At 40.1% G+C, this 22,691-nt stretch carries 18 protein-coding genes; 8 read left to right on the top strand and 10 right to left on the bottom strand.

The window, feature by feature from the left end:
• Window positions 1-146 precede the first annotated feature (146 nt).
• The 3 genes from NH454_RS18025 (at window position 147) to NH454_RS18015 (ending at window position 3,120) form a co-directional block, all read left to right on the top strand.
• The gene (locus NH454_RS18025) at window positions 147-1,451 is read left to right on the top strand and encodes a DUF4118 domain-containing protein (protein WP_253039841.1); all 1,305 of its coding nucleotides are present in this window, start codon (window positions 147-149) and stop codon (window positions 1,449-1,451) included.
• The gene (locus tag NH454_RS18020) at window positions 1,444-2,112 is read left to right on the top strand and encodes a response regulator transcription factor (RefSeq protein ID WP_062564727.1); all 669 of its coding nucleotides are present in this window, start codon (window positions 1,444-1,446) and stop codon (window positions 2,110-2,112) included. Before NH454_RS18025 ends, NH454_RS18020 begins: the two co-directional genes overlap by 8 nt.
• Before the next feature lie 99 nt (window positions 2,113-2,211).
• Window positions 2,212-3,120, top strand: coding sequence for a diguanylate cyclase (locus NH454_RS18015; RefSeq protein ID WP_253039839.1), 909 nt, complete (start codon window positions 2,212-2,214; stop codon window positions 3,118-3,120).
• Between the two features lie 74 nt (window positions 3,121-3,194).
• Here NH454_RS18015 and NH454_RS18010 read toward each other — a convergent pair whose 3' ends face one another.
• Window positions 3,195-3,812, bottom strand: coding sequence for a glutathione S-transferase (locus NH454_RS18010; RefSeq protein ID WP_253039837.1), 618 nt, complete (start codon window positions 3,810-3,812; stop codon window positions 3,195-3,197).
• 47 nt (window positions 3,813-3,859) lie between these two features.
• On the bottom strand, window positions 3,860-4,891 hold the full coding sequence (locus NH454_RS18005; protein ID WP_135926754.1) for an NADP-dependent oxidoreductase: 1,032 nt from the start codon (window positions 4,889-4,891) through the stop codon (window positions 3,860-3,862).
• A gap of 185 nt (window positions 4,892-5,076) precedes the next feature.
• Between NH454_RS18005 and NH454_RS18000 the strand changes: the two genes are divergently transcribed.
• A complete protein-coding gene (locus tag NH454_RS18000) occupies window positions 5,077-5,478 on the top strand; it encodes a hypothetical protein (protein ID WP_199527472.1) in 402 nt (133 codons plus the stop codon).
• Between the two features lie 10 nt (window positions 5,479-5,488).
• Window positions 5,489-6,334, top strand: coding sequence for an SMP-30/gluconolactonase/LRE family protein (locus NH454_RS17995; RefSeq protein ID WP_135926756.1), 846 nt, complete (start codon window positions 5,489-5,491; stop codon window positions 6,332-6,334).
• Here the strand turns inward: NH454_RS17995 and NH454_RS17990 are convergent.
• The 3 genes from NH454_RS17990 to NH454_RS17980 form a co-directional block, all read right to left on the bottom strand.
• Window positions 6,331-6,564: a helix-hairpin-helix domain-containing protein gene (locus tag NH454_RS17990; protein ID WP_199527473.1), complete on the bottom strand. Its 234-nt coding sequence runs from the start codon at window positions 6,562-6,564 to the stop codon at window positions 6,331-6,333. The two genes, NH454_RS17995 and NH454_RS17990, sit on opposite strands and share 4 nt — an antisense overlap.
• Complete coding sequence (locus tag NH454_RS17985) at window positions 6,554-7,549, bottom strand: hypothetical protein (RefSeq protein ID WP_199527474.1); 996 nt, start codon at window positions 7,547-7,549, stop codon at window positions 6,554-6,556. The genes NH454_RS17990 and NH454_RS17985 overlap by 11 nt, the downstream gene beginning before the upstream one ends.
• A gap of 164 nt (window positions 7,550-7,713) precedes the next feature.
• The gene (locus NH454_RS17980; RefSeq protein ID WP_253039835.1) at window positions 7,714-10,449 is read right to left on the bottom strand and encodes a TonB-dependent receptor; all 2,736 of its coding nucleotides are present in this window, start codon (window positions 10,447-10,449) and stop codon (window positions 7,714-7,716) included.
• Between the two features lie 258 nt (window positions 10,450-10,707).
• On the opposite strand from NH454_RS17980, the gene NH454_RS17975 reads away from it, so the two are divergent.
• The gene (locus NH454_RS17975; RefSeq protein WP_199527476.1) at window positions 10,708-11,913 is read left to right on the top strand and encodes an anhydro-N-acetylmuramic acid kinase; all 1,206 of its coding nucleotides are present in this window, start codon (window positions 10,708-10,710) and stop codon (window positions 11,911-11,913) included.
• A gap of 3 nt (window positions 11,914-11,916) precedes the next feature.
• Here the strand turns inward: NH454_RS17975 and NH454_RS17970 are convergent, their stop codons facing one another.
• On the bottom strand, window positions 11,917-12,393 hold the full coding sequence (locus NH454_RS17970; RefSeq protein WP_135926760.1) for a hypothetical protein: 477 nt from the start codon (window positions 12,391-12,393) through the stop codon (window positions 11,917-11,919).
• 180 nt (window positions 12,394-12,573) lie between these two features.
• Entirely contained in the window at window positions 12,574-14,406 is a 1,833-nt protein-coding gene (locus NH454_RS17965; RefSeq protein ID WP_253039834.1) for a diguanylate cyclase, read from the bottom strand.
• A gap of 245 nt (window positions 14,407-14,651) precedes the next feature.
• Here NH454_RS17965 and NH454_RS17960 point away from each other — a divergent pair, with 245 nt between their 5' ends.
• The gene (locus NH454_RS17960; protein WP_253039833.1) at window positions 14,652-15,473 is read left to right on the top strand and encodes a hypothetical protein; all 822 of its coding nucleotides are present in this window, start codon (window positions 14,652-14,654) and stop codon (window positions 15,471-15,473) included.
• Window positions 15,474-15,892: 419 nt separating this feature from the next.
• Here the strand turns inward: NH454_RS17960 and NH454_RS17955 are convergent, their stop codons facing one another.
• Together NH454_RS17955 and NH454_RS17950 are read right to left on the bottom strand one after the other, a co-directional pair.
• On the bottom strand, window positions 15,893-16,228 hold the full coding sequence (locus tag NH454_RS17955) for a hypothetical protein (RefSeq protein WP_138558180.1): 336 nt from the start codon (window positions 16,226-16,228) through the stop codon (window positions 15,893-15,895).
• Between the two features lie 345 nt (window positions 16,229-16,573).
• On the bottom strand, window positions 16,574-20,332 hold the full coding sequence (locus NH454_RS17950) for a TonB-dependent receptor (RefSeq protein ID WP_253039832.1): 3,759 nt from the start codon (window positions 20,330-20,332) through the stop codon (window positions 16,574-16,576).
• Between the two features lie 494 nt (window positions 20,333-20,826).
• Here NH454_RS17950 and NH454_RS17945 point away from each other — a divergent pair, with 494 nt between their 5' ends.
• Window positions 20,827-21,240 (top strand): VOC family protein, encoded by a 414-nt coding sequence (locus tag NH454_RS17945; RefSeq protein WP_253039831.1) that lies wholly within the window; start codon window positions 20,827-20,829, stop codon window positions 21,238-21,240.
• A 405-nt stretch (window positions 21,241-21,645) separates the two neighbouring features.
• Here the strand turns inward: NH454_RS17945 and NH454_RS17940 are convergent, their stop codons facing one another.
• Window positions 21,646-22,683 carry a methionine synthase gene (locus NH454_RS17940; RefSeq protein ID WP_253039830.1) on the bottom strand — a complete coding sequence of 346 codons (1,038 nt, stop codon included), beginning with the start codon at window positions 22,681-22,683 and terminating at the stop codon, window positions 21,646-21,648.
• Window positions 22,684-22,691: the final 8 nt, after the last annotated feature.

Below are 22,691 nucleotides of genomic sequence, written 5' to 3'. Positions count from 1 at the left end.
ATGCTAATAGCAAAAAAACAGAAGTCTTTAGAGAGGTTGAAAGCTTTATAAAGATTTTATGCTGAGATAAAAAAACTTTATAAAAACTTTATAGTGACAAAACTGAAAACCCTTTAATCTAATAGGGACAAAAAATAAGTGAAAAGATGATGCAGTCAGTATTCAAAATACAGTATTTAAAAGCCGCATTTTTAAGTGTGTTGATGCCACTTGTGGTGGTGCTTGCGATATTTCCGTTTCGAGAACTGTTTACAACCACCGATATTGTGATGCTACAGCTACTGTGGGTGACATGGGTTGCGGTGCGCAGTAATCGTCGTGTTGCAGCGCTTACCACCTTGGTGAGTGTTGCCTGCACGGACTGGTTTTATGTGGTGCCTTACTTTACTTTTCATATCGAAAATATTGAATATGTGGTCACCTTTTTGGTGATGTTGATTGTAGGTTTAGTCATAAGCCACCTTGCCGGGGAGCTCAATACCAAGGTTCGCGATGTGCAAGCCCATGCTAGTAATAGTCGCTTATTGTATGAGTTAGCAAAAAAACTTAATGATCTCGATAGCCTTGAGGAGCAAAAGCTGCTGTTTTTAACAACCATGGCCGCGCATTTAAAGGTTGCGTGTGATTGGCAGTTAACAGCCTCTAAGAAGTTTATTTATTTAAATGAACAACAAGCGGAATTTGGCGGCATCGCGTTTGCCAAATCACTTAATGCAGAGCAACAGGCTTTGGCGAATACAGCGTGCTCTTTACTGTATCAGGTTCAAGAAAAAACCTTACTGCGAGAGCAGTCAGCGGCGATAAAAGTACAGGCGGAGCTAGAGAGGTCAAAAAACACCTTGTTGCGCAGTTTATCCCATGACTTACGAACACCATTAGCGACCATTATGGGCGCATCAAGCATGTTGGCTGATGATGATATTCAACTAAGCTCTGAGGTTATCAAAGAGCAAGCTGCTAATATTTATGAGCAAAGTAAAATTCTTAACCAGCACTTTGATAAAGTCATGGAGCTCAGTAAAGTGAATAAGTTAGCTGAGAATATTAAATGGCAAAAACTACCCATTTTGACCTTAATTAGCGAAGCTAAATCACGCCGTCAGCAACAACTACATAACTTTAAACTGCACATCGAAGCTCAGCAACAAAGCATCTGTTTTGGCGATGAAACCTTACTTGAAATTGCCTTTGCCAATATGCTCGAAAACGCAGCTCGTTACGGAGATGGTTCGGCGAACATGCAATTTATTGAAACACAAGACGAATACCAAATTGTGTTAACTAACCCTTTTGCTAATAAGCACGAGACGAGTCAAGATGAAGGCGTTGGCCTAGGGAGTGTTATTTGCGATGTGGTTGCTAAATGTCATCAGGGGCGCTTTGAATTAACCCTCAATGAGCAGAAAAAGCAGGCAACAGCTATATTAATTTGGAGTAACAGCCGTGGCTAATATTTTGGTTTTAGAGGACTCACCGCCTCTGCAAAGTTTTTTAAAAACACTGCTCAAAGCAAGTAACCATGAAGTCAGTGTGTGCGCGAAAGGGCTTGATGCGTTTGCACTTTTAAGCCAGCAGCAGTTTGATTTAGTGCTGCTTGATTTAGGTTTGCTCGATATGGATGGGCAAGATTGGCTGGTGGAGTTTAGGCAGTGGAGTTTGCTCCCTGTATTAGTACTTTCTGCGCGCGACGGCGAGACAGAAAAAGTCACTGCCCTTGATAACGGCGCTAACGATTATCTGACCAAACCATTCAGCGCAAACGAATTACTAGCACGTATTCGGGTGCTACTGCGTATGCAAACAACACCAAGCCTGACCCTGCAATGTGGCGATATTCACATCGACCCGCATAAACATGTGGTGCGTAAAGGTGCTGAAGAAGTCAAACTAACTAAAAAAGAGTACGCTATTTTGCTTTTGTTATTTCAGCAAAAAGACAAGGTGTTAACGCATAACGCTATTTTATCTGAGGTGTGGGGAGAGCAGTATATTAATCGCCCTGAATACGTGCGTGTACATATTGGTCAGTTAAGACAAAAGCTTGAGCAAAATGCGGCAAGCCCTAAACATATCTTAACTGAGCCCGCTGTGGGTTATCGATTAGTTGATTGAGTTTAATAATAGTCACGACTTTTTTAATTTGCTGTTGAGCTTATAGGCTTTTTAAACTATTGTTTTAGTTTACGAAAATAATGAAAAGGTGCTTGATAATTGGCTACTACTGATCAAGGTGGCAAACGGATATTTTCACTTTCAAATAAACAACTTGAAGAACTCATTGCTGCAATTGAGCAAGCAATTGAATGGCATCAATGTTGGTACAAACGCTTACTGCGTAGCCTTATTGCCAATGTACCAGCATGTGAAGAAGATCTTGACGATAATGCTCATGCATTATGCGAATTTGGCCTTTGGTTTAATAAACTCCCCTCTAGTTCTAAAAATTTACACCCGTATTTTGCTGAAATTGAAATAGCGCATCAAAAAATGCATCACGGGGCTAAAGTACTTTTATCTTTGAATGAAGCTAATTCAAAAATCCCGGTCAATCTTTTGGATCAATTTCATGAAGATTTAGATAGAGTCCGCTATTTATTTGAGGCAGTGAATGAAGACTTCTCTAAACTTTTGCATAATCGTGATCCCCTAACAGGTGCAAACAACCGCACTCATTTACTTAGCAATCTGCGAGAGGAGCATGAGCTTGCGAAAAGAAAGTCACTTAGCTGTGCGTTGATTATGATCGATCTCGATCATTTTAAACGTGTTAATGATCAATATGGTCATTCCGCAGGAGATAAAGTATTGGTTGCTCTTGTTAAGTGTATTACCTCTCACCTAAGAAAATATGATCATCTGTATCGCTATGGCGGCGAAGAGTTTTTAGTATGCTTACCACAAACAGACCTAAAAGGTGCTCAATCATTTGCTGAGCGCTTGAGGGTCGGTGTTGAAGAACTTGAAATAGATATAGGTAAAGATAAACCGATAAAAATTACCGGCTCTTTTGGGGTCTCTTCTATTCGCGCTGACGATGATATTGAAACAGCAATAGAGGCTGCGGATAAAGCTATGTATCAGGCAAAAGAATCGGGACGAAACCAAGTGTGTGTAACCTGATTGGTAGCTTTGCAGCTTTATTTTATTGAAGAAGGAAAACAGTGACAGTTTATAAATTGTCACTGCATATTAGATCAGTCGTATTTTGCTTCTAACTCATTTGCTGTGTGATAGCTTTCGTGAGTTTTTAGCTGCTCAAAGTAGCGTTCGATTTCAGGGAAGTACGACAGCTTACCCGCCTGAGCAACTTGCTCTACAACAAAAGACATCATGAAATCAGCACCGGTCAATGTGTCATCGACTAAGTACTGCTTACCTTGTAATTGCTGATTAACATAGCTCAGTATTTTAGCAATTTCATTATCGGCATAGTCGGCAATAAAGTTAGTTTTACAGCCGTCTTTAGTAATAAAGAGTTTTAGTAAAAGAGGCACCATGGCAGAACTTTCAGCAAAATGCAGCCATTGCTGATAGTCAACATAGCTGTCGCTTTGCTGGCTTGGCATAAACTTGCCTTTACCGTACTTACTAATTAAGTAGTCAGTAATTGCGCCAGATTCTGTAATTACTTTACCGTTATCTTCAATAACGGGCGATTTACCCAGCGGATGAATTTGTTTTAGTTCATCAGGTGCTAAGAAGGTTTCTTTATTGCGTTGATAAGCAACAATGTCGTAATCGACACCAAGCTCTTCCAGTAACCAAATAATACGTTTAGAGCGTGATTTATTTAAATGGTGTAATTTAATCATTCGTTATCCTTAAAAATGGCGTAGCCAAGCTGACTACGCCTTGAAATTTAAATTGGCTGCTGAACTTGCACGACAGTTTTACCGAAGTTCTCACCATTTAACATCGCATTAAAGGCGTTCAGCGTATTTTCGAAATTAGCTTCAAGATGCTCTTTATATTTGATTTTTCCTTCGCTTAACCATGTTTGCATGTCTTTTGCGAATTCCTCATAACGATGGGCGTAGTCATCAAAAATAATAAACCCTTGCACTTTAATGCGTTTCTTTAAAATGTGACCCATAAGCATAGATAAGCGATCTGGACCTGGCGGCAGCTCGGTAGCGTTGTACTGTGATACTAAACCACATAACGGAATACGTGCTTTTGTATTCAGCAGGGGTAACACGGCATCAAATACATGGCCACCGACATTTTCGTAATAAACATCAATACCATTATTACACGCTGCGCTTAACTGCTCTGCAAAATCATTTGCTTTGTGATCAATACAGGCATCAAAGCCTAGGTTTTCAACGGCATGTTGGCATTTTTCTTTACCGCCAGCTACGCCAACGACCTTACAGCCTTTTAATTTAGCTATTTGCCCTACAGTTGCACCAACAGGCCCTGTAGCTGCAGCAACCACGACTGTTTCGCCCTGCTTTGGCTCACCAATATCTAAAAGCCCCATGTAGGCGGTAAAACCAGGCATACCCATAATACCAAGTGCATACGAAGGATTTTCAGGGTTTTTCCCCAGTTTCATTAAGCCTTCAGTGTCGCTTATTGCGTATTCTTGCCAGCCCGTATAGGCCAACACCCATTCACCTTCTTGGTAGTCAGGGTGGTTTGATTGCTCAACTTGGCATACGGTTGCGCCTACCATTACATCACCAATCTTTACAGGATCAGCGTATGATTCAGCATCGCTCATTCGTCCTCGCATATAGGGGTCAAGTGATAGATAAATGGTTCTGAGTAATACCTCGCCATCTTTTGGCGCTGATACTGAGTTAGTTTTTAAAACAACATTGTTTTCATTCGCTACGCCACTTGGGCGAGATTCAAGAATATATTGACGATTTTGAATATCAGACATACTAGGCTCCTTTTGCCAGCAGTAAATTAAGATACGCCTTTAACGTTTTGCGGGCATAACATTAAAAATCAACACTAAAATTGTAATTACTTGATAACGCATCCCCTTTTTTAGGATGAGTTTTTGCGCTAAATATGGGAACGGTGTATGCTGTTTTAAAATTAAGCTAACTTAAAAGGATAGTAATGAAGCGTATTTTGTTAGTGGGCTTGATGACTGTTAATGCTTATGCAAATAACGACGTGTTATCGGTTGATCCAGTGATGCTGCAAAGCGGTAATTTTGTATTTGAAAATGATGACAAACATTACCCAAAGCAAAGTCAATTTAGCATTGTCCATAGTGTATTAATGAGCAGTGAAAGTGGTCGTCGTTTAGCTGTTGTGACGATTGAAAACAAAGCATCAGGCTCGCGTATTTTACAGGCTGACCACATTATGGCACTGTTTGCTGATGGGCGTCGTGTACATCCGCAAAGCTTTGACGAAGGCATTAAGTTAGATGATGGTGAAAGGCGCTCTTTGACCTTATCTTTTGGTGAAAACGAATATCCCATATTAGCAGTGTATACCAGCTTAGATAATTAAAAGGATTACCATGAAATCAACGCGTCATTTTTTCGTTTTGAGCGCACTTATTTGCTCGCCTGCTGCGCTAGCGATAGATAGCCAAGACTTTGTTAAAGATAACGTTTTTACTCAAGGCGTTGAAGGGCCAACCATGTATAACGGTGCCTTGTACGCGGTGAACTATGCCCAGCAAGGAACCATTGGCCGCGTTGATAACATGGGCAAAACATCGTTATTTGTAAGGCTACCAAATGACAGCGTTGGTAATGGCTTACAGTTTGACTCGCAAGGTAATTTATTTATTGCCGATTACGTGAATCACAATATTTTAAAAGTACCTGCTGGCAGCAATAAAGCAGAAGTGTTCGCCCATAATAGCAACATGAATCAACCCAATGACATTGCTATCACCACAAGCGGTGCGTTGTTTGCAAGTGACCCTAATTGGACGAACGAAACGGGCCAACTTTGGCGTATTAATGCAGATGGCAGCACGCATTTACTCGAAAAAAACATGGGCACCACCAATGGTATTGCCGTTAATAACGACAACACTAAGCTCTATGTGAACGAGAGTGTGCAGCGAGTAGTTTGGCAATATGACCTAGATGAGAACTTAAACATTAGCAATAAAAAAGTTTTGATTAAGTTTGCTGAGCATGGCTTAGACGGCATGCGCGTTAATAATCAAGGACATGTGTTTATCACTCGTTACGGTGCTGGAAAGGTGCTTGAAGTATCGCCTACCGGCAAGCTATTAAATAGCTACCAATTAAAAGGCCAGCATCCAACTAATTTGACCTTTAACGATACGCAAAGCAAAGTGTATGTCACCATGCAAAAGCGCGGTGCAATAGAAGTGATTGAACTTTAGCCTTGCTTTGCTCGCGTTATAGCGGCGATGATTGCCGCTTTCGCTTGCGGGCTATTTTGCCAACAACTTGAATGCAGCATTGACGCTACACGTTCAGCAATTGTGTTGGCATCAAACCCGGCTAACTCCTCAAACGATTCAATACCGATTTCTTCAAACCGTTTTATCACCGTAGGCCCCACACCTTTGAGCGCTAAAAGCGCGCTGCGTTCTTGCTGGTTAAATGGCATTTTTTCGCTCCTTGTTGATTGAGTCTATAAAATGATGAGGGTTATCTAGTCCTAGAAAAACAATGTTGATATCACCAATAGGCTCAATGAGCGTGATTTTAATATTTGGGCAACCTGAATAATTATAGCGCTTGATTGTTCGAGCCCGTGAAATGAAATCGGCATTTAAATCAATGGTTTTGATATTTTCTAAAGCAATATTGTAAGCAGGATATAGCCCATAGCGAATAACGAGTTGCGACTTACTGATAGAAACAGGACGCTTTGCAACCGCTCGATACTCTGCAGTAAAGAATAAAAGGCTAAAAATAGTTAAACCAGTGATAATGTTTGCTGCTGATGATGACCATACAAAGTGTAAAAATAAATGCATCAGTGGCAGTTCTAACAAGATAATAAAAATAAAGCCAAGTAAGTTAGCTTGTGATCCATCTTTTTTATGGTAACTAAAATGTTGTTCACCAGTGAAATAGCTTGGTTTAATGTGTTTAGCGTAAAATAAGAAAGCCCACATCCGTGTTTCGAAACATAAAAAGTTTGCAATTACGCTTTGTTTGAAAAGCTTGTTAATTGGCCTTTCTATAGCTATATCAGGATCTGTCTGCTGGCTTAAAGCGGATTTTATTGCCAGGTACACAGTAATGAGAGCACTTAGCTCTAAAATTACAATCAAAGCTAAAAGCCCGTAACGACCTTGCTCTAAGTAATTCATTAAAAATTTGTTTTGTTCGGGAATAATGTAACTCCCCACTAAAATCGCGAGTGAGCACAGCATCAATGCTTTAAAAGCCGCTTCTTTCTTATTTTTAATTAATATTAAGCAAAGTACAGGTAATACTATCAGTGCATCAAGTAGGTATAACCATTCAAAGTTTGCTTTACCAAAGTCATTTAATGGGTGGCTACCTTGGTAATACATACCCCAAAAAAGACTAATACTAATCAGGAAAATAAATGGGATTTTTGACTTTATTGATTTGAGCATTACATCTTCCTTGTTGCTTTTTGTTGCTCATATCATAACCAACAATCTAAACGCTGTCCCTTTTTTATTGTTGATATAATGACTGCCTGTTTAAAATAAAAAAGCGCACCGGGCAGGGTGCGCTTGAGGGGATCAATCCTGTGTAGCTAAAACAGTAGGATTAATTAAAAGCTTGGAGCATATCTTAGTGAAACACCGACCGAGCGGCCAATCACACTATAATCACTCACAGTGTTAAAGTGGTTTGCGCCTATTTCAGGTGTTGGTGGTTCACGGTCTAATAAGTTATCGACACCAAAGTTAACAGCAAGTTCCTCATTAACTTGCCATGCAGCGGCAAAGTCTAAGTAATTTTGTGCTGAAATTGTTTCTGAACGGTCAACAGCATACTCTACTTCACCAATTCTGCGCCAGCCAAGTTGGAAGTTCATGTTATCTAACTGCCAATCGATGCTTGCTCGGTGTTTGTAGTCAGCTTGTAAAACACTGGCAAAGTCACCCGAACAGGCGCTGCCGTAAGTTCCTTTACAGTCAACTTCAGGCACTGTGCTGTTGTTTTGGCGCGTTTGTTTAGTAACAAAGTTACCTTGGTACGAGAATCTAAAACGACCACCCATTTGCTCTGGTGCATCAATGACATAATTTGCTGCAACGTCGATACCTTCTTGCTCAATTGCAGCTAAGTTAAAGTCATTAACGATAGCTGTGCTAATGAAACCGGTGTTTGGATCACGAAGTACCGCTCCACACAATGGGTTGTTCGGATTCGGGTCGTCAACATAACAGCTTTGTAGCGCAGCACCTGGCTGAATTTGGCTTACCGCATCTGTTACGCGAATACTGTAGTAATCGAGTGATAAGTCAAAGCCTTCTAAATAGCTAGGTGTGTAAACAATGCCTAATGTATCTGACTCGGCTTGCTCAGGCTTAATATTTGGGTTACCACCATAGGTATATTTTGCTGTACTTGAGTCGAACTCAGTGCCAACTGGCGGCGCACCAAACGCAGCACATTGGGTCGCATCACCGGTACCAAGTAAACATGGATCGCCGTTATAACGTCCTGCAAGTCGTGGTACAAATTGATCGCTGTTTTGGTCAAATAATGATAACGATAGCGCTGTGATTGGGCTGGCAAACTCACCTAAGTTAGGTGCTCTAAACGCGGTTAAGCGGTTTGCACGAATACGAATATCGCTGTTAATTGCCCAGTTGATACCTAGTTTGTAGGTGTCTTCTGCTTCGGTATTTGAGTAATCAGAAATACGGTAGGCACCTTCAAAGCTAAGCTCTTCAGCAAATGGTTTATCAACCAAGATAGGCACTAAAATTTCAGCATAGAATTCTTCTGAGCTAAAGCTTGCATCCATATCAAATGCGCTAATAGATGCGAAGCTGGTACCGTTTCTAAATGCATCGCCCGGTGTTTGTTTACCGGTTTCTTTACGGTATTCATAACCGATTGCAAAATCAATAGCACCTGCTGGTAACTCAAATAAGAACCCAGAATCACCCGATAACGTTGCTGAGATTACGCTTTGTGTACGGTCGCGAGTGGTATATAGCAGTGGGTCGCTAAAGTCACTGAAATCATGGTTTGGATCAAAAATATCTACCGAGTTTGCAAGGGCAGCAAAGCGACTATTACCATTGTTATCATTGCGATACGCATTATTATAAATGGTGGCTACTTCGTCGGTTTTACCGTACTGACCATATACGTCGTAGTATAGGTAGTCTGTAATATCACCTTTTAAACCTAGTTGAAATTGCATTGAATCACGTACCGCTTCGGTGTGTTGCACACCTAAACCTAGGTTACGTTCAACATTAACAAGGGCATTGCCTTCACTGTCAAACGTCAGTTGGTTGCGTAGTTCATCAGGAATATATGCATTGTCTTGCGTTAAGGTTACTTGCTCGTTAACAAAAATCGGGGTTTGACCACTGGCACCAGCACCATTTACGGTCACTTTAGAATACATTGCGCGGCCATAAGCAATGGCACTGTCGCTGACATCAACGTCGAATAATAAGCCCGCAGAAAAACGGTCCATTGGTTGAGTTAAATAACGATCAGGAGTGAAATCAGCTGTTTGACGCTCACTTGTTACAGCACCAGAATCAGCAATACCGATACTATTGCCAGATGCAACGTCAGTATAATAACCACCGCTGTTGATCATGGTTGTTGAGTTTTCAAGCGCGTAGTCACGCTCGCCGGCTAATAGCTCTTTACGCTCAGTATAACCAATATAGCCTGTTACATGGCCGCTGCCATCGGCGATATCGCCACCAAAAATAGCTTCAAAGTTAAGCTTTTCGTTACCGCCGTCGGCACTTTCGTAACTGGTTGAGAATTCAGCGCCAGTAAAATCATCGTCTAAAACAAAGTTAACAACACCAGCTACGGCATCGGCACCGTAAACCGCTGCTGCACCACCAGTTAATACATCAACGCGTTTAATTAATCCGGCAGGAATGGTATTTACGTCAACCGAGTTACGAAAACTAAATGGTACGGCGCGAATACCGTCAATCAGCACCAATGTGCGGTTTTGGCCAAGGCCACGTAAATCAATGGTTGATGAGCCGAAAGAGTCACCCACTGTTGCACCTGTGCTGTTAGCACCTGCTGCAGCCTGTGGTAGTTTTGCGGTAATATCTTCAACGTTCACTGCGCGATCTAAGTGAATTTGTGCTTCATCAACACTTACGACAGGGCTGCTTGAAACCAGCTCAGTTCGTTGGATGCGTGAACCTGTAACAGTGATCACCTCAGGCTTTTTAACTTGTTCGGCGTCTTCTGCGTGGGCATAACTTATTACTGAACTTACAGCTAGAGCTAAAGGCGAGAGCAGCAATAGTGAGCGATGTCCGGTTGTTGTCTTTGCTTTCATGATGATTCCCTTGCGTTTTATCATTTAAATCAACGCAGGTTGGTTTACTACCTAGACCATTTAGTTAATTTAAAGAGTCATACTTTTTGTTATGATACGTCGTGTTCTCCTTTTGGGGAGAGCACTGGTACAGTTTTAAAGCAATTTAAAAATCTTTGCAATAATTATTCTTTAAATCTATTATTTTAAAATATAAACTATTCCAAGTCGTCAACCCGCTTATTTACATCTAATAAGCTGATTTTAAGTGATTTATTTATGCATCAACATATTGAGAAACTGTATTTAAGCGCAAAAAAAGAAAAAAAATTAATTATTGGTCTGATGAGTGGTACCTCGTTAGATGGTCTTGATATCGCACTGTGTGAAGTATCAGGGCAGGGTATGAACACCCATGTAGAAGTATTAAAGTTTACCACCGTCGATTATGACGATGATTATAAAACGCGTGTAAAACGAGTATTTGCCAAACGCGATTGCGACCTTGAAGAAGTCACTTTACTCAATCCATGGATTGGCCAGTTACATGGTGAAATGGTCGCAAAAACGTTAGCCTCTTGGGGGGTCGAAAATGAGCAGATAGATGTGATTGCCAGTCATGGTCAAACAATTTATCACTGCCCTAAAAACCAACATAAGCGCCCAGAATATGGCAATGCAACGCTACAAATTGGCGATAGCGATCACCTTGCAGTGACTGCTGGCATTACCACCATAGGTGATTTTAGACAAAAACACATAGCCGCGGGTGGTGAAGGTGCGCCGCTTGCTGTATATGGTGATTATTTATACTTCACAAGTACCAGTGAAAACCGCATATTGTTAAACATGGGTGGCATTGCAAACTTAACCTACTTGCCAAAATCGGCTGATCCACGAGCGGTTTTTAGCTCTGATATTGGCCCAGGCAATACCATTATGGATGCCTATGTACAGCGTTACTTTGCACCCCTTTATTATGATAAAGATGCCGCTATTGCAACAAAAGGCGCGGTAAATGAAGCTTTACTCACTGCGCTGTGTGATGATGCATTTTTTGGTTTAGGGTTTCCAAAAACCACCGGGCCAGAAGTGTTCAATCTAGACTATTTAGCAGCGGCACAAGCACGTTCAAATACGCAAGCGTTATCGCACTTTGATGTTATGGCAACTTTAGTGCAGTTTTCAGGAGTCATGATTGCCAAGGCAATTAACCAATGCAGTGAAGGCTTAACTGATGTGGCTGTATACGCCAGTGGTGGTGGGGTTCATAATCCATTATTAATGGAGATTATTTTGGCTCATTGCCCAGAGCTTACTGTAATAAATAACACTGATTCGTTAGGTATAAATCCAGATGCAAAAGAGGCTGTGTTATTTGCTATTTTAGCGAACGAATGTTTGTCGGGTGGGCAACAACGCTTTGGTAATACCGAGCAAGGGATCCCCGATATTACCATGGGTAAAATTAGCTTTGCTGACTAGGCCCTAAAAAAAAGCTAAAAAGGTTGCGCCGATATTGCTGATGTAACGGCGTAGACCTTGGTTTTTAGCTTGCTCGCTAGTTAAAAGCTCTGCTGATGTGCTTGCAGCAATGCTAACATCGAATTGGGCGCTGTCTTTAAGTGTTGCATGCATGCCATGCAGCATTAATTGCAGCACAAATTCGCCACTGTGCGTGACATTTTCTAAAGTAAGGCTGATCACGTGCTGTTCTAAATCGTGTTGTGTTAACGTGTACGCAGTAAAATAGGCAGACTCGCGGGCATCAGGGCGTGTTGCACTAATAGAGATCACATCACCTTCGTGAGCATCGTCAGGTAGCACACAACAAAATACAACACGCTTTTGCTCATTGGCAGCAAAATGCAATTGTTCATATTCCATAGTGTGCGCAAGCGCTGCACATAAAGGGTCTTCATTAGAGGGGAGTGCAAACGAAAGTTGCACCAAGGCACTGTCCATTACTTGTTCATTACATTAGGTGATTAAATTAGCGCCAATTATGAATTAATTAAATTACAGATTTATGACTATTGTCATATTGCGTATTATTTATCGTAAAATCAGAACAAAGTTGAATGTTTAATTTGTTTGTTAAAACCTAAGTCTATTTATTTGATTGTTGTTGAACTCCTAAAAAAGTTAAGAGTAAACAGTATTTCGCCCCCCTTCTTTTGCCTTATAAAGGTGTAAATCGACCCTTTTCGCGGCCTGCTCCGTTGTTTCGTTAGGTGCAATTTCAATGACACCCAGACTAACAGTAGCGCTTATTGATAATGAGGTATGCTCCTTTTCGGCAACAGAAAGCCTAATACGCTCAGCAATCTCCTGTGCATTTTCTAAAGATTGATTCTCAAGCACAATTAAAAACTCTTCGCCACCAACACGACCTACCCGGTCAGAGCAACGGACTGTGTGCACAATCGTATTGACTATGGATATGATTAATTCATCACCTATATCGTGACCGTATTGATCATTGACCGCTTTGAAATAATCAATATCGATAGAAATCAAAGAGCTGACTTGTTTATTGAGTTTGTTTTGCTGCATGACACTTCGTTTTAAATTTAGAATAGCTCTTCGATTTGGTATGCCGGTAAGCTCATCTTTTAAAGCGAGTATTTCAAAATACTTTTTCTGGCGAACTTGTTTGAAGGTATAAATGGCGAATAGCAATAAACATACGCAAGTTATCATCACCGTTAAGCCTTGCCAAAAAGACTTATCTTCGGCTACTGCTAAAAGCTTTTGTTGTAGCTTTGACTCATGTTCTAAACGAGTAATTTCGCGGTTTTGTTGCTCATAGTTAAAGTTTAATCTGGCAGAAATAAGCATGTTATTTGCTAAAGCCTGCTGTTTTTTATTCATTAAATCGATTAATTGCCGCTGAGATGTTATTTGTGAGAAAGTATCTCCTGTTGCAGCAGCAAGCTGTGAGGTTAAATTTAAATAGCGCTCCTGTAAGCTCTCGGGCCATGATTGTTGTTGCCCGGCTATTTTCTCATGAGATGTAACGGCTGCTTGCAACTGAGCTGTAGCCAAGTACCATTCTGATTTAGTGAAGTTGTAAAGAGTCAAAATCCAACTGTCATCAACAGAAAGTGTTTTTAGCTCAATTAGATATGGCTCTGCCTGAGATAACCTATTTAAATTTATATTGAGTTCTGTCAGCTTTATTAATATGTAAGCATAGCCATTATCACTTTCGAAACGACGAACATCTTTTTTAATCGACTCGTATAATTCAACCGCCTTTATTAAGTCGCCTTTTTCTTCATAAGCATACGCGAGTAAATCGAGTACCTTGTATTGCTCTTGCTCATTAAATTTCGATAGCGCTAACTTAGCACGCTGCAATTGTTCAATTGCAAGTTCATAGTTGTACAACGCTATGTGAATATCGGCGATTTCTTTTAATGCGAGTGCTTTTTCGTAGTCGTTACCTGCTTTTTCAAATAACTGATAAGCTGTTTTTGCAGAGTCGAATGCCTCTTGATAGTTGCCTTTAGCTAACTGAATTCGGTTAAGTACAATGTGAGCAGTAGCGATGGTTGATAATTGCTTAGGGGAGGTTGTTTTTTCTACTGATGTAGTGTTGATTATAGGCTTTAAGTGCCCAAGAGCTGTTTCATAATCACCTTGTGTATACTCTTGGTTTGCTTCACAGACAGCAAGCTCATGTTTTAAGGTAATATTATTTGCTTTTTGGATGATTGGCTTGGCTGTTTCTAGAAAATGTTTATATTCACTAAGCCCGCTAGGAGTAGATGTATTAGAAAACCAACATTTAAATGCCATTACATGCGCATTATCTTGCACATCTGCATAAGGCATTTGCTGCTCTAATCTAGCTAAAATTTCGACAGATTCAGAATATGTTGTATAACCGTGAAGAACACGGTTGATTTCACTCTGAACATCATTTGCAGCCACATTGGTTGCAAATAGCAATATGCACAATATCCTTATCATCTGATCATTACTCCATACAGCTACTCTGATACCAATCAATGATATTTTTTTATAATTGCAGCTAGCTTAGCATAATGAAATTGTTGCTTATAAGATTTTATGTTGAAAAAATATAAATAATTTAATGCTTTAATCTGTTTTGATTTTCTTTCAAGCTTGAAAGTGGCTCAACTGCAAATTATGTAATTTTTTACCCAAATGGTATGGTTTTCAAAATAGTTTTAATCAAAAGGATTTATTTTTTCATGTTAAACAAAATATTACTTTGTAGTGCTTTTTTATTTTCTGTTACAGCACTGGCTGAAAGACCAGACTATTTTAATGATGAAATAGATAAAGAGTATCGCGCGGTATTAAAGCACATGGATGAAATGATGCCGCAAACCGATTTAGAGCTTGCCTACTTACCCTCTTTTTATCCGTTTAGCATCTTTGATATTCATGCCACTAAATTTAAAAATGACAAAGATAAGCAAGCGTTCACTAACTTTAACTTAGGAGTGCTTGGTAGCCAGTTTTTAAATGTTAAAGAGCAAGTTGGAACAAAACTTCCAAATTTAGTTATTTGTAAAAAAGAAAAGTGTACTGAACAAAGACTTAAGTTAATTCGGTCATTTTTAGATGTATCGGAGGCAGAGATTTTGGTATTTAAAAATAGCCAAACTTTAAAACTTGTCCAGCAATCTGCGCCGCACGTGTACCGTGTTAACAATACTTTTTATTCTCCCACCCAATTAATAAGCTATACACCATCAAGATATGCTGGGTTTGTACCCTCAGCCGATTATAAAATTCTAAGCCCTGATGCAGAGCCAAACTTGATGGAGCTATCAGCTGATACACAAGAACTCAGAGATTTAATGGTTGAGTATAAGGTTGCAGCTATTACAAAAGATGAGTATGACAGCGTCAATGTGATCTTTGGTGGCCTTAGCGATAATCATTGGGGAGTAGTCCTTTTAGACAAATACACTATACCTAAAAGCGGTGATAGAAATGCTTTTGACCTAGAGTACGACATAATAAAACCACTCTCTAAAACAAGCTTTTATTACCAAACAAATTAAAATTACTTTACCAATAAGCTGATGAATTAATTGGAATACACAATGAGGATGTTTGAAAATAGCCAATTAAAGCATTCTCATTTTGTGTTTAAAAGTTTCACTTAGCAGTCTTTAGCAGGAAGAACCAGCAAACTTAAAATACAGCAACGAGTAATTGCGTTTGTTCAAGGCAATATAAAGGTTATTTCAAAAGTTAGTCATCTGATAAAGGTAAAGCATTTTTATCAGCGTAGTGATGGCAAAGCATCTATATTTTGGACACATCAAACCGGCAATGTTTGGCTAGATTAATGAAGAGCTTGCCATTTAATTGCGTGTATACAATAAAATGATCCACGTCACTGCTACAGCAAGAAATGGCAGTAACTTGATTAGTAACAGCCTGATAAAACTTTTTTTATCAGGCTATCACTCAGGTATCAACAAATATGGTACTCACCCTGCGGTTTGCTGCTTGATACAAAATACTCAAGTTCTGATTTTAGTACTTCAATAATATCTGATGTAAAAGGGGTTCTTATTTCACCTGAATCTAGGTATCTGAGTAAATCGATTTCGTATCTAAGTGCAGACTCAATTGAGTAACTAATTGGGTAAGTTATTTTAAACTGTTTCTGGGAGCATAACTTATCGCTGCTGTTTATGTTCACATAGAAAGTTAGTTGTTCATCTTCTTCATGAAGATCACTGCAGCTACCTTGCTCACGTATGCAATTTAAAACAATATTTTTAATGAAAATATCAAATTCGTTCATTGTTGTTCCTTTAACTAAATCCCACTCCATGGTCCAAATGAATTTAGCAAAAAGATGCTAGGTTATCCAGTCAGACTTACTTCTTTATTATTATTTTATTGAGGGTTTAGAAAATAAGTATTGCTAAATAATGGCTTAAGTTTTTAGTAGTGGGTTATTTGCTTAAAGAATTTCTTTTTTAAAAGTTAGATTGATAGTTGGGCGTTAGAACAGGTTTGTTTATTTTGCAGATGATTAACAAGTATTGAGTAGTTACTTTAATCGAGTTGCTGTAAATGAGGTGCGAAGGCTAGATGTAAACTATTAAGTGGCTATTTTAATAACCACTTAATAGAAAAATAATCGCTAAAAGGTCCAGTTTATGCCTAAGTAGTAGCGACGGCCATTAGTCCACTCATTAACAAATATCTTATCTAAATGATTTTGGTAATAAGGTTTTAACTCTTCAACAGGAATACCACTTGCTTGCGATAAAATGGCAAAGGCCTCTTCTCCTGAGACAGAAGACTCAACAATATTGTTGCCATTTTCATCTTTAGCGACAACGCGATTGCCTGTTGCGACACCATCTTCGCCAATTTCGTCGATCCATTTCATTTTATTAATAACTGGGTCATTAACAATTTGTGATGTTTTTATGTATTGCACAACATTTTCATTGGTTAAGTTTGTTACTGCAAAGCTTGCTACTAAATTGTCTAGGATTTGATAGGTCGCTTTGAAGTCGAGTTGTTGGCGCGCATCAGTGTAACGAATACCGTCTGTAAAGCTGGCATTAGCGAATTCACTTCGATAGTTATATGACAACCGTGCCGAAAAAGTGTCATTTTCAAAATAAATAGATGCATTGAGGGTGTCTTGTGACTGTCCAAACATAGGTTCTGTTTGACTAACTGTTTGAGTATTAAACCCAGTAACTTCAAAGTACTCACGTTGAGACGGATCACTCAAATGAGTTTCTGTATCAGTCATATCAGCTATTTCATATGAAAAGGTTGAGGTGTTGAACTTTTGATCCGGCACATCTGTATAAGTGTAATTAATTAAGCCACCAAAACCATTACCGAAATCATGTTGTAACTGAAATTCAAGCCCTTTTACTTTTTGCTCACCTGTATTGAAGTAAGAACTAACAACGTAGTCTCCGTATATTGAGTAACCGTTATCATCTGTTTTCCCTTCATCCCCTAGGTAACTTAAGTCTTGAACTTGAGATGATGATCGCACCATATCTTTAATATCTTTTTGAAAGGCTGTAATGGCAAAAATAGATGACTCAGCAAAGTACCATTCTACGCCTACTTCAGAGTTGACTGATGAATATGAACCTAAGTTTGGATTACCAACCGATCCTCGGCGCTGCGAATCCATTGGTAGGCGCTCAGCATCTCCATTTGGGGTTAAATCTTGCTGTCTACCGTCAGTGTAGAATCGGTAGCGTTCGGTTACTAAGCTAAAGTTACTTCTGAGCTGAGTAAGGCTCGGATGAGAAATATTCTTTGACGCGGCGGCTCTTAGAACAAGATCGTCAGCAAGGTCATAAGCAATATTAAAACTTGGTAAATAGTCTTTAGTACTACTTTTTTGCACAAGCGGCGAATACTGATTAAAACCAGCAAGACCCGCGACATAATTTGGATCGGTTTCATCAATAGGGTATGAAAGAAGCTGACCATTTTCATCTTTTGCCACTTCATTACCGACAGATTCTCGTTGTGTGTCGACTACGCGAATACCTACATTACCTCTGAATTTTTCACCACTGAAGTTTGCCATTGCATAATAGGCTAGTAATTCTTCAGTTACTTTATAGGCTGATCCTGCCGATTCAGTTAAACCAGAACGACAGCCATAATAGTTTTCAGGGTTTGCTGAGTTTGCGATTGCATCTACACAAGCACCTTCATTCGGTGTGCCTTCTGAATTGAGTAATAAAAAGTGATCATTGAGCAATGAGTCACGTTTTGCTTGGTCGATATCAAAATATTCATTAGGTATATCATGACCCGCAGAGTCTAAGCCAGATACCGTACCACCTACAATTTGCTCTGCCAGAATGAGAGGGAAATCACTTGATTCATTTGCATAGCCATGAAAACGCGCTCCTTCTGTATAGTAGCGCTGTGTACGTTCTATATTGCGATACTTAGCGCCAAATTTGATGCTATCAATATAAAAGTCATTCTCGAAAGACCACGTAATATCTCCTTGCAGAAAATCTTCGGTGTTTTCACGGTAGCGAGCAGAGTTATTTAAGCCACCTGTTAGTAAATAAAACTCGTTAGTAGGCGCAAGCAAGAAGTTTTTAGCGCGCTGTTGTGCATCGATAAGCGCTTGCCCTGTTAGTGATGGGTCAGCCTCAAGCCCCCAATATACTTTGCCGGTATCGGGGTTATATCCATACCCTAAATTGACCCCTTCATAAGTTGGGATTTTTAAAGATGCATCGTCACCTGAGTAAAGCGTTTCGTAATCCCCATAACGACTGGCAAGTGTGGTTCCACGATCGAGTACGGTACTCTCTGCTTCTGTGTGACCAGCTTGAAACTTCATTACAAAGTCATCGTGTTCAAAATCAACAGTAAGATGGTAGCGATTTTGTTCAGTTTCGGTGCCACTTCTATCGTTTGAGTCGCGACGGATCATTTCGCCCCATCGAATATCGCCATCGTAATAGTTGTTACCATCCCAGACCATGCCTGCACCGCGAACTAAATTTGTGCCATCAATAGGGTAGGTTGCTGATAAAACAATATCGCGTTCAGGATCCATCACGAGTCGGGGATCGATGCCAGGCACTTCGTTGCTATACAACAGTTGTACAATACGGTGTGGTTGAGCATATAAATTGTCATTTTTATTATCTCGATCAGACTTATTCTGATTTATCTCTAGGTTTAAACTTAAGTTATCAATAGGTGCCCACTGAAAGTTTAAAGTTGTATCCAGGCGGCTTTCATCGGTTGAGAAAGCTGGCGCGTAGACCATGTTACCTAATGTTCTAGCAGGAGTTTGACCTAACCCTGCTTCTCTTCTGCTACCCCAAAAAAGCCCCCATACTGGGTCAATATAAGTTGGGTCTATCACTTCATCGAGTTGCCCCCAATTTTGTGTATAGTTGTTCCATACACCAGAGTTACTGGGATCTTCTGTTGGCCAATAAGCACCATTATTTGCGACTGCTTCTAAGTCACCGTAGGTATAACCATTTAATGCCATGTGACGTGTAATGATTAGGGCATGATTGTTCATATGGCGCAGATTGATATCGCTGCTGGCACATGCTTCTGTTGGACACTCTATTGCATCTGTTTGTGCAAAGCCTGTGCTGATCGCGCCTTCATTACCAGCAATACCATCTGATTCAAAACCGGTACGAAATGCCTTGCGTTGTTGATGACTTACGCTAATTGAAGCGCCAAACTTTTTATTTTCAGAGACAAAATTATAGGCTGTTGATACTTGTGGTGAATACTTCTTTGAAGAGTCGTTATACTCTGATTCAACATTAAAATACCCATAGCCATCTTCTTGTTCCAAAGGTTTTTTAGTATGTAATATGACGGTGCCGCCAATACCACCGGCATCAAGGTCGGCACGGGCTGATTTATGGACTTCAATTTTAGAAACACGCTCTGCTGGAATATTTGAAAAATCAAAGGCATTACTTTCTGATTGGCCTGGTAAATAGGATGCTGATTTGGCTGATTGACCATTAACTAGGGTATTGGTTAGTTCGGGTGACGTGCCACGAATAGACACTTTCGAGCCTTCACCAAATTGTCGCTCAATTTGTACCCCAGCCACACGTTGCAACGCTTCAGCCATATTTTTATCAGGGTTTTTGGCAATATCTTCTGTATTAATAGAATCAACAATAACATCTGAATATCGTTTGTTATTCAAGTTCTCACGCAAAGATGAGCGAATACCTGTTACTTGAATAACTTCGATTTCTTCATCTTTGAGATTTTTTTCTGAATTTTTATTTGTGGGTAAGTCCTTTTTCACCTCTTGTGAAAAGGTTGGCATTGACATACTTGCAGTCAATAGCATTGCTGACTGAACTGCAATGGTCATTTTAGATAAGCGAAGAGCTTTCATTTTGCACCTTTCAAATTTGTTATTATTTTAATCTGACTCGTTGTTACTGAGCATTAATAGCGAAACTAAGACCCTTAAAGGATCTTACTTTTTAGTTACCAGTGACCGAAATACAACACCTATACAGTCGCTGCTTAAATTAAAATAGTACAAATATAGAACAGATCAAGAATATTTTATTATTTATTTGATGTTTTTAGATTTTCTTTTGTTTTGTACCTAAAAAACTTTAACTTTTTGTATTTAATTGAGTTTTTTCGTTTTGGGGACGAGGTGGTTTTTCTGGTGTTTATATGTACATGATCAATTAAAACAATTGGTTGAGCTTTTTTGGTGTCTTTTCTTTGAATATTTTATTCTTTATTTTCTTGTTTTTTATCCGCTGATATTGCTGTGCTGCGGCTTTAAACTGTCATTCACTTAATCAGTTGTTTTGTTTTTCGTTAATAGGCACACTGATAATCCAAATGGGTTTTATGCAGCAAGGTTTTGTAATGAAAAATGAGATAAAGCAACACATCGGCAGTGTTGCACTGGTGGTAAATGATTACGATGAAGCGATAGCCTTCTACACCGAAAAATTACAATTTACATTGATTGAAGATACCGATTTAGGCGAGGGAAAACGGTGGGTTTTAGTCTCGCCACCGGGTTCTAACGGTACACACCTGCTACTTGCAAAAGCCAGTAATCAACAGCAAATGCACGCTGTTGGTAATCAAACCGGTGGTCGAGTATTTTTGTTTTTACACAGCAATGACTTTTGGCGTGATTACAACAGCATGAAAAGTAAAGGTATTGTATTTAATGAATCACCAAGAGAAGAGCTTTACGGCACTGTGGTGGTGTTTCAGGATTTATATGGCAACAAATGGGACTTGCTTGAGCTTAAACACCCTAAAGGTTAACAATGGCGCTAGGGATTAAGTTCTCGGGCGCGCGAAACACGTTTCACGCTTACGTATAATCCGGCTCTATTCTAAATTTAAAATTTGACGGGCTAAAGCCCGACCTACAAGGTCGTCATTTATGGCGACAAGGGATGAGGTAGGTGCACAACTCGATCCTCGCACCTCGTAGCTTTCACCTTTCCCCTAAAAACTCGCTAACATACTCTCGTAAAAATAAAACCATAAACGCGATGTGAAATCGCTGCTACAGAATCAGGTCCATTTCAAATTTAAAATCTGGCGGGCTAAAGCCCGACCTACAATGTAGGTCGTCATTTATGGCGACAAGGGATGAGGTAGGTGCACACCTCGATCCTCGCACCTCGTAACTTTCACCTTTCCCCTAGTAACTCGCAACTACTCTTAGAGCCTAGCCCCTAAAATCTCCCCCCTCACAATCTCTGCGCCTTTACTTAGCGCACTGAGCTTGGCGCTTGCTATGTTGCGAGGGAGGGGAGCCATACCGCAATTTGTGCATGGATAAAGCTTATCGGCATCAACATATTTAAGCGCTTCACGTAATGTGTGTGCTACCTCGTCAGGGGTTTCAACTTCATTGCTTGCTACATCAATGGCGCCAACCATCACTTTTTTGCCGCGTATCAGTGCTAATAGCTCAATAGGTACGCGAGAGTTGTGGCACTCCAGCGAAATAATATCGATATTCGACTTTTGAAGTTTTGGGAATACTTCTTCGTATTGGCGCCATTCATTGCCCAGTGTTTGTTTCCAGTCAGTGTTGGCTTTGATGCCATAGCCGTAGCAAATGTGTACGGCGGTTTCGCACTTTAAGCCTTCGATTGCTCTTTCTAGGCACTCAATGCCCCAGTCATTAACATCATCGAAGAACACATTAAACGCAGGCTCATCAAATTGAATAATATCAACACCCGCGGCTTCGAGCTCTTTTGCCTCTTGATTGAGGATTTTGGCAAATTCCCACGCCAGTTGTTCACGGCTTTGATAGTGCGCGTCGTACAAGGTGTCGATCATGGTCATAGGCCCTGGCAGCGCCCATTTTATAGGTTGCTTGGTCTGCGAACGTAAAAACTTCGCGTCTTCAACAAACACTGGTTTGCTGCGTGATACCGGGCCAATCACACTCGGAACACTTGCTTCGTAGCGATTACGAATGGTTACGGTTTTACGGTTTTCAAAGTCAACGCCATTTAAGTGTTCGATAAAGGTCGTTACAAAGTGTTGGCGGGTCTGCTCGCCATCGCTCACGATATCAACGCCAGCTTGTTGTTGCTCTTGTAAGGCAACGCGTAGTGCGTCTTGTTTGCCGTCGGTAAGTTCTGCACCTTGTAATTTCCAGGGTGACCATAAGGTTTCAGGCTCAGCAAGCCAAGCAGGTTTTGGTAAACTGCCTGCTGTAGATGTCGGTAATAATTTTTTCATTTTTACTC

This window comes from Pseudoalteromonas sp. Ps84H-4, from assembly GCF_024124645.1.
In the GTDB taxonomy this organism is placed as follows: Bacteria; Pseudomonadota; Gammaproteobacteria; order Enterobacterales; family Alteromonadaceae; genus Pseudoalteromonas; species Pseudoalteromonas lipolytica_C.
The sequence above is the reverse complement of the archived record's forward strand: the minus strand, read 5'-3'. Positions and strand labels throughout refer to the sequence as shown.